The sequence below is a fragment of the Gemmiger sp. An50 genome (assembly GCF_002161595.1).
Lineage (GTDB): Bacteria > Bacillota > Clostridia > Oscillospirales > Ruminococcaceae > Allofournierella.
In genome coordinates this window covers 72,036-84,338 of sequence record NZ_NFID01000006.1, presented here as the reverse complement: position 1 = coordinate 84,338, position 12,303 = coordinate 72,036, and the positions used below count along the sequence as shown (strand labels likewise).

Sequence of the window (12,303 nt, the reverse complement as noted above, 5' to 3'; positions counted from 1 at the left end):
TCGCGCACAAAAAGCGGCCCGCGGGCGCAAAAGCATACCCGAAAGGACCGCGAAAAAGGCGTGACAATAAATTTTCAATTCTATCATACCACCTGCGCGGGGATGGGCGCAAGATGGTGCTGTGCTATTTGAGCAGAGTGAGAAAGTGCCGTTGCGGCTCCCGCCGGGCACTGGTATAATAGCAGGGAACAGCCGGAGTACATCCGATCTCCGGCGATTGTTAAGGAGGAACCAGAATGTATTCATCCAAGCAGATGATCGTAATGCGCCGGGATCTGAAAATGCGCAAGGGCAAGATCGCCGCCCAGGCGGGCCATGCCTGCGTCACCGCCACTCTGATGGCCCTGCAGAAGGAGGGCCGCCTGGGTCAGGTGCAGGTGACCGACGGCTGGGTGGGCCTGACTGAGAACGAACAAGAAGCCACCCCCCTGAGCGAGTGGTTCGACAAGGGGGTGGCCAAGATCTGTGTGTATGTGGATTCCGAGGAGGAGCTGTTACGGCTGCACGAGAAGGCGCAGGCCGCCGGGGTCATCAGCGCTTTGATCCAGGATGCGGGCATGACCGAATTCCACGGCGAGCCCACCTATACCTGCCTGGCGCTGGAGCCGCTGGCAGCGGAAAAGGCCGACGAATTCACCGGCGGCCTGCCGCTGTATTGAGCACTCCTGTTCAGAATTTCAGGGCGGCGATGCGGTCGAAAGCTTCGCCCAGCTTTTCCTCGCTTGTGGTGCAGGCGATGCGCACATAACCTTCGCCCGCCGCGCCGAAGGCTACGCCGGGCACCATGGCCACATGGGCTTCCTTCACACACTTCTGGCAGAAGGCGATGGAGTCCAGACCGGTCTCCTTGATGTTCATGAACAGATAGAAGGTGCCCTGGGGTTCGTGCACCGAAAGCTTCGGGATGGCATTGATGCGCTCGGCGGTGTAGAATACCCGGCGGCGGTATTCGCCGGTGTATTTGTCACCGATTTCGCTGCGCAGCCGCAGCGCGTGGATGGCTGCCCGTTGGGACACCGAGGGCGCCGAGTAGACCATGTTCTCATTGATGCGCTTGATGGTGTCGATCACCGCGGGCTCGGCGATGATGGAACCCACGCGCCAGCCGGTCATGATGTAGTTTTTGGAAAAGCTGTTCAGGGTGATGCTGCGCTGGGCCATGCCGGGCAGGCCGCGGAAGGGCCGGAAAGGCTGGTCGAACATGTAATCGGTGTAGATCTCGTCCAGAATCACCACCAGGTCGAATTCCTCGGCCACCTGGGCCAGGGTCTGGTAGGTCTGCATGTCGTAGGCCGCGCCGGTGGGGTTGCAGGGATTGTTCACGATCATGGCCTTGGTGCGGGGAGTGATGGCAGCCCGCAGCCGCTGGGCGTTGATGGCAAATCCCTCTTCCTCCAGGCAGGGCACCTCCACGGCTACGCCGCCGGTCAGCTCTACCTGCTCCTTGTAGGGGGAGAAGTAGGGCGCGAAGAGGATCACCTCGTCGCCCGGGTCCAGAATGCTCATGAGCGCCAGCTCCATGCCGAAGCAGCTGGAGGCGGAGATGAACACCTGCTCCCGTGCCAGGTCCATGTTGTGAGCGGTTCTATAATAAGTACGAATCTCGTCGATCAGCTCCGGGTCGCCCTGGGGCGAGGTGTAGTGGGTATGCCCGGCCAGGGCGTCCTCCATGGCGGCGCGGATGATCCGTTCGTCGGTGGTGAAATCGGTGTCGCCGATGCTCAGGTCGATCAGATCGCTGTAAGCGACCTTCTCGGCGGCGGCGCTGGCCATCACGCTGTCCTGCGTGGTTTGGAACCGGCGGGCGATGTAATTTCTCATGGCAATACTCTCCTTTTTTCAAAACATCCTTTTTTATCATAGCACATCAGCGCGCAAAAGGGCAGTGCTCTTTTGCACAAATTGATTGCATGAAAAATGAATGTTACGAATAAATAAACACAAAAGAAGAGCAAAACTTGCGGCCTGCGGCAGGCAGGGCGTAAAATAAAAGCACAGGGTGCAGGCGCTGCCTGCCCAAAACAGGAGGAAAAGATATGGAAGCAATGGAGCCGGCCTGGCTGCAGGCCATTCATCCCCGAACAGCAACTGCCAAAGAGGGCAGCGTGAAGGGGGCATTTCAGTACAACGGAGGCCATGGATTGACCACTTTCTTTGTGAATGTGGAGCTGGCTGAGCCCTTGCGCCAGCAGCTGGCCGGACAGGGACTGGACCCTGTGGACACCGTGGCCTTCTGTCAACAGGCCGAAGGTGGATGGATTGCGGCCTTTGCCGACGAGGCGATGACCAAAAAGGTGGAATTCTCCCTGGAAGAAGGGCAGATGCAGGCATTGATGGAGGCAAACGGCATCCGTTTGATGCATGTATAATTATTCCAGAATATAGAAAAATCCCACGAAAAAAGCAGGGAAAATGCCCCGTTAAAAATTTGATAAAAAATAAAAAAAGCCGTTGACAAACGGCAAAAAAACAGGTTATACTTGTGCCGTCATGAGATATGAGTTTCATACAGAGTATCCATGCAAATATTTCTTCCGACCACCCAATTCAGTTTGGGTCAAGGCCATACGGACAGCCGGGTCAACTGCCGATGGGCGGTGAGATACCGCCATTATTGATTGAGTTAAAAGCTCAATTTTATAAGTTGGTTACTTTACAACCAGTGCGTATTCTGCGTACATCAACTTGTAAAACGGTCAATAAGAGTAGTAAAAGTAAGTATTTGCTATATAGACTCTGTGTGAAAGCAAGCCGGGCTGCGCCCAGACGGCGTTGATTCGCTGTATCCTGCTGTGTCCATCCGGAAACTTGTCGGTTTTAGGGGCCCGCGCTGTATCACCAGAATATGATTCGTTTACAGGCAATGTGTATGCAAAAATACACATTGCCTGTTTTTTGTTGCCGCCGGGCAAAAAGGCGATGTCAATTTCAGGAGGAAACCGATGGGAGAAAAGCTGAAACTGTACGGGTTTAACAACCTGACCAAAGCGCTGAGCTTCAACATCTACGACGTATGCTACGCAAAAACCGCCCGGGAGCAGAAGGACTACATCGCCTATATCGATGAGCAGTACAATTCCGAGCGTCTGACCAATATCCTCACCACCCTCACCGATATGATTGGCGCCAAGGTGCTGAACATCGCCCGGCAGGACTACGATCCGCAGGGCGCATCGGTGACCATTCTGATCGCCGAGGGCAGCATGCTGCCCATGGGTGAGACTCAGCTGGCCCATCTGGATAAGAGCCATGTGACGGTGCACACCTACCCGGAGTATCATCCGGAGACCTGTCTGGCCACCTTCCGGGTGGACATCGATGTAGCCACCTGCGGCGAGATCACGCCGCTGTCCACGCTGGATTACCTGATCCGCTCCTTCGATTCGGACATCATCACCATGGACTACCGGGTGCGTGGCTTTACCCGGGACATGAACGGCCGCAAGCTGTTCCTGGACCACAAGGTCAACAGCATTCAGGACTACATCGAGCCGGAGCTGCTACGCCGGTACGATGCGGTGGACATCAATGTCTACGACGCGAACATCTTCCATACCAAGATGATGCTCAAGGAAGTGGATCTGCAGAACTATCTGTTCAAGACCGATGTGTATGAGCTCCCGCCCAAGACCCGGCTGGAGATCATGAACAACCTGCGCCGCGAGATGATCGAGATCTTCAGCGGCCGCAATATCTACTAACGTTTGTCAAAAGAGGCAGGGGGAGAGAGCAATGGAACGTTTGGATCAGCAAAGGGCCCCCATCTACGAGGCGCTGGAGCGCTTCGGCAAGATGCGGGTGGTGCCCTTTGACGTGCCCGGCCACAAGCGCGGGCGAGGAAACCCGGAGCTGGCGGAGCTGCTGGGCCAGCAGTGCGTGAGCATGGATGTGAACTCCATGAAGCCGCTGGACAATTTGTGTCACCCGATCTCGGTGATCCGTGACGCGGAGATCCTGGCCGCGCAGGCCTTCGGTGCGGCCCACGCATTTCTGATGGTGGGCGGCACCACCAGCGCGGTGCAGAGCATGATCCTGTCGGTGGCCAAGCGGGGCGAAAAGATTATTCTGCCCCGCAACGTGCACCGCAGCGTAATGGGCGCCATGGTGCTGTGCGGTGCGGTGCCGGTGTATGTGAATCCGGAATGCGACCACCGGCTGGGCATCCCGCTGGGCATGAGTGTCTCGGCGGTGGAAAAGGCCATTCGGGAAAACCCGGACGCCAAAGCCGTGCTGGTGAACAACCCCACCTACTACGGCATCTGCTCGGATCTGCGCAGCATCGTGAAGCTGGCGCACGACAACGGTATGCTCTGCCTGGCCGATGAGGCCCACGGCACCCACTTCTATTTCGGCGAAAACCTGCCCGTGTCCGCCATGGCGGCGGGGGCAGATATGGCCGCCGTCTCCATGCACAAATCCGGCGGCAGCCTGACCCAGAGCTCGCTGCTGCTCACCGGCCCGGCCATGCCGGAGGGCCATGTGCGCCAGATCATCAACCTGACCCAGACCACCAGCGGTTCTTATCTGCTGCTGTCCAGCCTGGACATCTCCCGGCGGAACCTGGCACTGCGGGGTAAGCAGGAGTTCAAACGGGTGAACGAGCTGGCGGAATATGCCCGCAAGGAGATCAACGCCATCGGCGGTTACTATGCCTTCTCCAAGGAGCTGTGCAACGGCGACAGCATCTTTGATTTCGATACCACCAAGCTGTCAGTGAACACGCTGGACGTGGGCCTTGCCGGCATTGAGGTCTATGACCTGCTGCGGGACGAATACGACATCCAGATCGAATTCGGCGACCTGGGCAACATTCTGGCCTATCTGTCCATCGGTGACCGGCCCCGTGAGGTGGAGCGGCTGGTGAGTGCACTGGCCGAGGTGCGCCGCCGGTTTGGCGGCAGCAAGGCGGGCCTGATGCAGCAGGAGTACATCGACCCCATCGTGGCGGCTTCCCCCCAGGAGGCCTTCTACGCCGAGAAGGAGTCGCTGCCCATTGAGGACACCGCGGGCCGCATCTGCAGCGAATTCGTGATGTGCTATCCTCCGGGAATTCCCATTCTGGCCCCCGGCGAGCGCATCACCAAGGAAATTCTGGACTACATTCAGTACGCGAAGGCCAAGGGCTGCTCTATGACCGGCCCCGAGGATGCGGACATCCTGCGGCTGAACGTGCTCAAATAAGAAGGAGGAAGCGATGGATTTTTGGTTTTCCGAGGCGCAGACCCCGAACGTGAAGCTGTCCATCAAGGTGGACAAGCAGCTGTTCAGCGGCAAGAGCGAATTCCAGCGCATCGACGTGTTTGAAGCGCCGGAGTTCGGCCGCTTTCTGACGCTGGACGGTTACATGATGCTCACTGAAAAGGATGAGTTCATCTACCACGAGATGATCACCCATGTGCCCATGGCGGTGCATCCCAAGGTGCGGGATGTACTGGTCATCGGCGCGGGCGACGGCGGCGTGATCCGCGAGCTGACCCGCTACCCGGAGATTGAGCACATCGCCATGGTGGAGATCGACCCGCTGGTGGTGGAGGTGTGCAAGAAGTATCTGCCCCAGACCTCCTGCCGGCTGAACGATCCCCGTCTGACCATCCACTACGAGGACGGCGTGCGGTTCATCCGCTCCTGCAAGGATCAGTACGACCTGATTATTGTGGACTCCACCGACCCCTTCGGCCCCGGCGAGGGCCTGTTCACCCGGGAGTTCTACGGCAGCTGCTACAACGCCCTGCGGGAGGACGGCATCATGGTCAACCAGCATGAGAGCCCCTTCTATGCCGAGGACGCGGTGGCCTGCCAGCGAGCCCACAAACGGATCGTGGAATCCTTCCCCATCAGCCGGGTGTACCAGGCGCACATCCCCACCTATCCTTCCGGGCACTGGCTGTTCGGCTTCGCCTCCAAGAAATATCACCCGCTGAAGGATCTGGACGAGACCCGCTGGAACATGCGCGGGCTGACCTGCCGCTATTACACCACCACACTGCACAAGGGCGCGTTTTACCTGCCCGCATACGTAGAGGAGCTTTTAAAAGATGTTGAGCAAGAATGTTGAGGTTTTCATGGGGTGCGACAAGGGCCCCCGTTTCGCGTCCACCATGCTGTTCGGAGCACCCTTTGATTCCACCACATCCTACCGGCCGGGCACCCGGTTTGGCAGCGCGGCCATCCGCCACGAGTCCTACGGCATCGAGAGCTACAGCCCCTACCAGGACAAGGACCTGGAGGACGCCAATGTGATCGACCTGGGCGACCTGGAGCTGTGCTTCGGCGACGTGAACAAGGCGCTGGACCGCATTGAGGAGCGCACCCGCCACGTGCTGCACGCCAGCAAGCGGCCCTTCATGCTGGGCGGTGAGCATCTGGTGACGCTGGGCGCCTTCCGGGCGGTGGCTGCCATGTACCCGGATGTGCACATCATCCACTTTGATGCCCACGCCGACCTGCGGGACGATTACCTGGGCGCCAAGCTCTCCCACGCCTGCGTGCTGCGCCGCTGCTGGGAGCTGGTGGGCGACGGCCGCATTCATCAGTTCGGCATCCGTTCCGGCGACCGGGAGGAATTCAGCTGGGGCCGCAGCCATGTGAGCACTCACCGGTTCGACTTCGAGGGCCTGGAAGAGACCTTAAAGGAGCTGGAGGGCAAGCCGGTCTACTTCACCGTGGACCTGGACGTGATGGACCCCTCCATCTTCCCGGGCACCGGCACCCCCGAGCCCGGCGGCGTGACCTTTGATGCCCTGCGCCAGGCGGTGACGCTGGTGTGCAGCCGGGCCAAGGTGGTGGGCTGCGACGTGAACGAGCTGAGCCCCCACTACGACCAGAGCGGCGTGTCCACCATCGTGGCCTGCAAGATCGTGCGGGAGATGCTGCTGGCTCTGCAGCCCTGAGTGCAAAAACGAGCGTAAATCAATGTTATAACAATAGAAAAATCAAACGAAGAAAGAGGATGAAATCATGAGCAAGGTATTGATCATCGGCTGCGGCGGCGTTGCTGGCGTTGCCATCCACAAGTGCTGCCAGAATAGTGAGGTGTTCACCGAAATCTGTATCGCCAGCCGCACCAAGTCCAAATGCGACGATCTGAAGGCCAAGCTGGAGGGCACCACCTCCACCAAGATCACCACCGCTCAGGTGGACGCGGACGATGTGAACCAGCTGATCGCTCTGATCAAGGAGGTTCAGCCCGATCTGGTCATGAACATCGCCCTGCCTTATCAGGACCTGACCATCATGGACGCCTGCCTGGCCTGCGGCGTGAACTACATGGATACCGCCAACTACGAGCCCGAGAATCTGGACGATCCCGAGTGGAAGGCTGCCTATGAGAAGCGCTGCAAGGAAGAGGGCTTCTCCGCCTACTTCGACTACTCTTGGCAGTGGGCCTACAAGGAGAAGTTCGAGAAGGCTGGCCTCACCGCTCTGCTGGGCTCCGGCTTTGACCCGGGCGTGACCCAGGCCTACTGCGCATGGGCCCAGAAGCACCTGTTCGATACCATCGACACCATCGACATTCTGGACTGCAACGGCGGCGACCATGGCTATCCCTTCGCTACCAACTTCAACCCGGAGATCAACCTGCGTGAGGTGTCCGCCCCCGGCTCCTACTGGGAGAACGGCCACTGGGTGGAGATTCCCGCCATGAGCATCAAGCGGGAATACAATTTCGATCAGGTGGGCCAGAAGGACATGTACCTGCTGCACCACGAGGAGATCGAGTCTCTGGCGAAGAACATCCCCAATGTAAAGCGCATCCGCTTCTTCATGACCTTCGGCCAGAGCTACCTGACCCACATGAAGTGTCTGGAGAATGTGGGCATGCTGTCCACCACTCCCATTGAGTTTGAGGGCCACGAGATCGTGCCCATCCAGTTCCTGAAGGCTCTGCTGCCCGACCCCGCCACCCTGGGCCCCCGTACCAAGGGCAAGACCAACATCGGCTGCATCTTCACCGGCAAGAAGGACGGCCAGGACAAGACCGCCTACATCTATAATGTGTGCGACCATGAGGAGTGCTACAAGGAGGTTGGCTCTCAGGCCATCTCCTACACCACCGGCGTACCTGCCATGATCGGTGCCATGATGCTGCTCACCGGCAAGTGGAACAAGCCCGGCGTATACACCGTGGAGGAGTTCGATCCGGACCCGTACATGGACGCCCTGAACAAGTGGGGTCTGCCCTGGCAGGTCAACGATAACCCGGAGCTGGTGGACTGATGAATAACACCATTTCCACACCCTATTTTCTGGTGGATGAGACCCGCCTGACGCAGAATCTGGAAATTCTGCGCCAGGTGGCTGACCAGGCGGGCTGCAAGATCCTGCTGGCCCAGAAAGCCTTTTCCATGTTTTCCTGCTATCCGCTGCTGCGCCGCTATCTGGCGGGCAGCACCGCCAGCGGCCTGTACGAAGCCCGGTTGGGCAAGGAGCATTTCGGCGGCGAGACCCATGTGTTCTCCCCGGCCTACAAGCCGGAGGAGTTCGAGGAGCTGCTGACCTATGCCGATCACTTCGTGTTCAATTCGCCCCGCCAGCTGCAAAAGTTCGGCCCGGCGGCAAGGGCGGCGGGCAAGGCGGTGGGCCTGCGGGTAAATCCGGAGTGCTCCACACAGGAGGGCCACGCCATCTATGACCCCTGCGCCCCCGGCTCCCGGCTGGGCACCACGCTGGCCAACTTTGACGAGAGCCTGCTGCCTCTGCTGGACGGCCTGCACTTCCACACCCTGTGTGAGCAGAACTCGGACGACTTGGAAACCACCGTGGCTGCCTTTGAGGAGAAGTTCGGCAAATACCTGCACGGGCTGAAGTGGATCAACCTGGGCGGCGGTCACCACATCACCCGCAAGGATTATGACCGGGAGCGTCTGGTGCGCATCGTGAAGCATCTGAAGGATACCTATCAGGTGGAGGTCTACCTGGAGCCGGGGGAGGCCGTAGTGCTGAACGCGGGCTTTCTGGTGACCAGTGTGCTGGAGACCCTGCACAACGGGATGGACATTGCCATTCTGGACACCTCTGCGGCCTGCCATATGCCGGATGTGCTGGAAATGCCCTACCGCCCGCCGCTGAAAAATTCCGGCGAGAGTGGGGAAAAGGCCTATACCTACCGGCTGGGCGGCCCCACCTGCCTGGCGGGGGATGTGATCGGCGATTACTCCTTCGACGCACCTTTGAACGAGGGCGACCGGCTGGTGTTTGAGGACATGGCCCTCTACACCATGGTCAAGACCAACACCTTCAACGGCATGCCCCTGCCCGCCATTGTCTGGCGGGATGCAAACGGGGAGGAGAAGTTGGTGAAGGCCTTCGGCTACGAGGACTTCAAGAATCGACTTTCCTGAATTGGCTTTACACCAGGCCTCGGCGCGGGTATAATAGAAACCAGCAAAGCGAGGTGTTGCAAGCATATGCTGCTGCGCAAAAAGCCAATGTTCGGGGCCAACATCCAGCCGGCCTGCACCTATTGTGAGTTCGGCCAGAAGGCGGCGGACCCCCGGATGATTCTGTGTGCCAAAAAGGGCGTGGTCTCGCCCTATTATCACTGCAAAAAGTTCAGCTATGATCCTCTGCGGCGGGTGCCCCGCCGCCAGCCCAAGCTGCCGGAATTCTCGGCAGAGGATTTCAGCCTGGATTAAAAAGCAAAAAACAAACGCCCGCCCGGGCTCCTGATTATCAGGAAAGCCCGGGCGGGCGTTTTGTTTGTTGAATAGAGAAGAAGGTCACAGAGTCTCGCCCTCGTTGGCCTGTTCCTCGGTGAGCTCCTGCTCTGGAGTCTGGCTCACAAAGCTTACCTGAAACACTGCCTGGGGCCAGTTGAGCCCGATGCGGGGATGCAGCTCCTTGCGCCGGGCGGCGGTCTCCAGCGCGGTAGTTAGCTCAGAAATCGCATTGCGGGTCAGCGGTCCGCCCCGCCAGTGGAAGATCAGCGGCTGTTTTTTCCGGATGGCCTGCGCCGCCCGCTTTTCCACATCCTCAAGCTTTGTGAAGGAGAGTTTTTTCTCCCGGTAGTAAAACCGGTCGCCGGTGGTGCAGGCCGGGGCAGGATAGAGCAGCGGCTCGTGGTCCCGCAGCAGCTTCTCGTCATTCAGGTTGAAGTAGTCGTAGCGGATGGGCCCGGCCTTGCCCAGTGTGTTGTCGAAGGTGGCGTCCAGATGATAATACGCCCCGTCCAGTTTCACGATGTTCCAGGCGTGGCGGTATTTCACGCCCTGCTCCGGATTTGCCTCGGAAAGGGCCACCATGCACCAGATGCCCAGCGCGTCGCACAAGACCTTCACGGTTTTGGCGATGCCCTCGCACACCCCCACACCCTGGCCCAGAGGGCCGATGATCTCGTGGGAATAGGGCTTTTTCAGCTTGTCGTACCGCACGTTTCGGCAGATGAAATCGTGCACGAACTGTTCCTTTTCCCGGTCGCTCAGCTCTATGGCCGGACGGGTGAGCTTCTGGATGCGGGCGGTCATAGCCTTCTGGTGCTCCTGGATTTTGCTCTTTTCAAACAGATATTCCGGCACCATCTCCACGCTGGAGGCCTGGGAGTAGTACCGGTAGGTGAAGCGCACGGCGTAGAAAATCTTCGGATGATCCAGCCGCAGCTTCAAAAAGATCTCGGAAAGCTGCCCCGGCTCCAGACGCGGTACCGGGAAGGCGGGAGCAATGGCCCGCAGCCCGGTGAGCATGGCATGGTAGGCAGCCTGGCTGGATTTGTCCAGTTGATTATAATAATAGGATTCCATGATGGGATCGCTCCTTAATGGGGAAGGTTTCAGAACGATACGAGTATACCATAAATTTGGAGCGGAAGGATATGGGAATTTTAAAAGGTCCATTGTAAGCTGACGGAAAGCCCTCCAAAGGAAATCGCTTGACAAAACCACGCCGGAAGAGTAGAGTGGACTCGAATACCCAGTTGAACGGAGGAAATATCCCATGATCAAACTGCTTGCTGTGGATATGGACGGCACCTGTCTGGACAGGCGCAGCCGCATGAGTGCCGAAAATCTGGCGGCCCTGCGCCGGGCGGCCGAAGCGGGCATTCTGGTGGTGCCCACCACCGGGCGCAGTCTTTCCTGTCTGCCGTACCGGCTGCGCAGTGAGAAGTTTTTTCGCTATGTGATTTCCTCCAACGGAGCCCAGGTCACCGACCTGCACACCGGCGAGGACCTGTTCCAGGCGCTCATTCCAAAGCAGCGGGCCATGCGTCTGGTCCAGCTGGCCCAAAGTCTGCCGGTGAGTATTACTGCCCATGTGGAGCAGGAATATCTGGTGCGCGGCCGCGCTTTCTGGCTGCTGGGACGGGCAGCGTTCGGGCCGGATGCCGCTGCCAGCCTCTGCGTAAACAATATGAACCGGCAGCTGCGGCTGCGTGCCAGCGATGTGGAAGAGCTGCAATTCTATTTCTTCACCAAACGTACCGGCCGGAAGTTGAGTTGCATGCTGGAGCGGTACGCGCCGGACTGCCGCTGGGCGTTTACCGACCAGTATGTGGAGGTGTTCTCCCGCAACGCCTCCAAGGGCGCGGCGCTGGCGGCACTGGCCGCCCGGCTGAACATCCCGAAGGAGCAGATCGCCTGCATCGGTGATGGCGAAAACGACCTGCCCATGTTTGAGACAGCGGGGCTGCGCATCGCCATGGGCAATGCAGTAGAGCCGCTCAAAGCGCAGGCCAGTCAGGTGACTCGCAGCAACCGGCACAACGGCGTGGCTTATGCCATCGACCGGTGGATCTTGCAGGAACAATAATAAATCAGGGCCGGGCCCTCTGCCGCACATAGTCGGCTGGGGCCCGGCCCTTTTGCAAAAGGAGGAAATCGATCAGTAATAGGTGGGGCGTGCTGCACTCATGGCCAGATACTGCCGCAGGACGGTGGTGCACACCTCGTTCTGGGCCTTGAGCCATTGCATTTTTTTGCGCTGCTGGTCCTGCAGCTCTCGCTGATAGTTTTTCCAGTAAGCGCAGGTCTTGTGGCAGCCCTCGGCGTAGTGAGGGCAGGAGGAACGGCAGGGGATCATATCGATGCAACTCCTTTCAGGGCAAGGCAGCCGCCCACAAGGCGTGCCGCCTTTGTGAACCTGGTTTAAGTGTATCAGACCAGGCGGCCGGGGCGATAGCCTGCTTTTGTAAAATCTGTGCGCGCTTTTGATAAAATGGTATGCGCCAAAGCAGCGAAACAGTAGTGCGACTTATGCCCCGCGGGCTGTACAAGCCCGCGAAACTTTTGTATACTGGAACAGGAAAAACGAAAGCAGCACCGCATCATTCCGGCGCGACAAGCCTTTAGGCCGTTCGGCTCGAATTGTGCG

The 12,303-nt window shown here is 58.8% G+C and carries 13 protein-coding genes; 10 read left to right on the top strand and 3 right to left on the bottom strand.

Going from position 1 to position 12,303, the window contains the following annotated elements; translation table 11 throughout:
• The first annotated feature begins 236 nt into the window (after positions 1-236).
• Positions 237-659 carry an aminoacyl-tRNA hydrolase gene (gene pth2 / locus B5G03_RS07365; protein ID WP_087181089.1) on the top strand — a complete coding sequence of 141 codons (423 nt, stop codon included), beginning with the start codon at positions 237-239 and terminating at the stop codon, positions 657-659.
• Between the two features lie 10 nt (positions 660-669).
• Here pth2 and B5G03_RS07360 read toward each other — a convergent pair whose 3' ends face one another.
• The gene (locus B5G03_RS07360) at positions 670-1,821 is read right to left on the bottom strand and encodes an aminotransferase class I/II-fold pyridoxal phosphate-dependent enzyme (RefSeq protein ID WP_087181088.1); all 1,152 of its coding nucleotides are present in this window, start codon (positions 1,819-1,821) and stop codon (positions 670-672) included.
• Between the two features lie 215 nt (positions 1,822-2,036).
• Between B5G03_RS07360 and B5G03_RS07355 the strand changes: the two genes are divergently transcribed.
• From B5G03_RS07355 to B5G03_RS07320, 8 genes are all read left to right on the top strand, one after another.
• Positions 2,037-2,369 carry a hypothetical protein gene (locus B5G03_RS07355; protein ID WP_087181087.1) on the top strand — a complete coding sequence of 111 codons (333 nt, stop codon included), beginning with the start codon at positions 2,037-2,039 and terminating at the stop codon, positions 2,367-2,369.
• 573 nt (positions 2,370-2,942) lie between these two features.
• Entirely contained in the window at positions 2,943-3,701 is a 759-nt protein-coding gene (speD, locus tag B5G03_RS07350) for an adenosylmethionine decarboxylase (RefSeq protein WP_087181086.1), read from the top strand.
• 31 nt (positions 3,702-3,732) lie between these two features.
• Positions 3,733-5,181, top strand: coding sequence for an aminotransferase class I/II-fold pyridoxal phosphate-dependent enzyme (locus B5G03_RS07345; protein ID WP_087181085.1), 1,449 nt, complete (start codon positions 3,733-3,735; stop codon positions 5,179-5,181).
• A 13-nt stretch (positions 5,182-5,194) separates the two neighbouring features.
• The gene (speE, locus tag B5G03_RS07340) at positions 5,195-6,055 is read left to right on the top strand and encodes a polyamine aminopropyltransferase (RefSeq protein ID WP_087181084.1); all 861 of its coding nucleotides are present in this window, start codon (positions 5,195-5,197) and stop codon (positions 6,053-6,055) included.
• Complete coding sequence (gene speB, locus B5G03_RS07335; RefSeq protein ID WP_087181083.1) at positions 6,036-6,890, top strand: agmatinase; 855 nt, start codon at positions 6,036-6,038, stop codon at positions 6,888-6,890. Before speE ends, speB begins: the two co-directional genes overlap by 20 nt.
• 67 nt (positions 6,891-6,957) lie before the next feature.
• Positions 6,958-8,217: a saccharopine dehydrogenase family protein gene (locus B5G03_RS07330; protein WP_087181082.1), complete on the top strand. Its 1,260-nt coding sequence runs from the start codon at positions 6,958-6,960 to the stop codon at positions 8,215-8,217.
• The gene (nspC, locus tag B5G03_RS07325; protein ID WP_087181081.1) at positions 8,217-9,341 is read left to right on the top strand and encodes a carboxynorspermidine decarboxylase; all 1,125 of its coding nucleotides are present in this window, start codon (positions 8,217-8,219) and stop codon (positions 9,339-9,341) included. Before B5G03_RS07330 ends, nspC begins: the two co-directional genes overlap by 1 nt.
• 66 nt (positions 9,342-9,407) lie before the next feature.
• Positions 9,408-9,635, top strand: coding sequence for a hypothetical protein (locus B5G03_RS07320; protein WP_058965216.1), 228 nt, complete (start codon positions 9,408-9,410; stop codon positions 9,633-9,635).
• An 84-nt stretch (positions 9,636-9,719) separates the two neighbouring features.
• Here the strand turns inward: B5G03_RS07320 and B5G03_RS07315 are convergent, their stop codons facing one another.
• The gene (locus B5G03_RS07315) at positions 9,720-10,736 is read right to left on the bottom strand and encodes a transglutaminase domain-containing protein (RefSeq protein WP_087181080.1); all 1,017 of its coding nucleotides are present in this window, start codon (positions 10,734-10,736) and stop codon (positions 9,720-9,722) included.
• A 193-nt stretch (positions 10,737-10,929) separates the two neighbouring features.
• Here B5G03_RS07315 and B5G03_RS07310 point away from each other — a divergent pair, with 193 nt between their 5' ends.
• Positions 10,930-11,742, top strand: coding sequence for an HAD family hydrolase (locus B5G03_RS07310; protein WP_087181079.1), 813 nt, complete (start codon positions 10,930-10,932; stop codon positions 11,740-11,742).
• 72 nt (positions 11,743-11,814) lie between these two features.
• On the opposite strand, the gene B5G03_RS07305 is transcribed toward B5G03_RS07310, so the two are convergent.
• Positions 11,815-12,012 carry a hypothetical protein gene (locus B5G03_RS07305; RefSeq protein ID WP_087181078.1) on the bottom strand — a complete coding sequence of 66 codons (198 nt, stop codon included), beginning with the start codon at positions 12,010-12,012 and terminating at the stop codon, positions 11,815-11,817.
• Between the last annotated feature and the right edge of the window lie 291 nt (positions 12,013-12,303).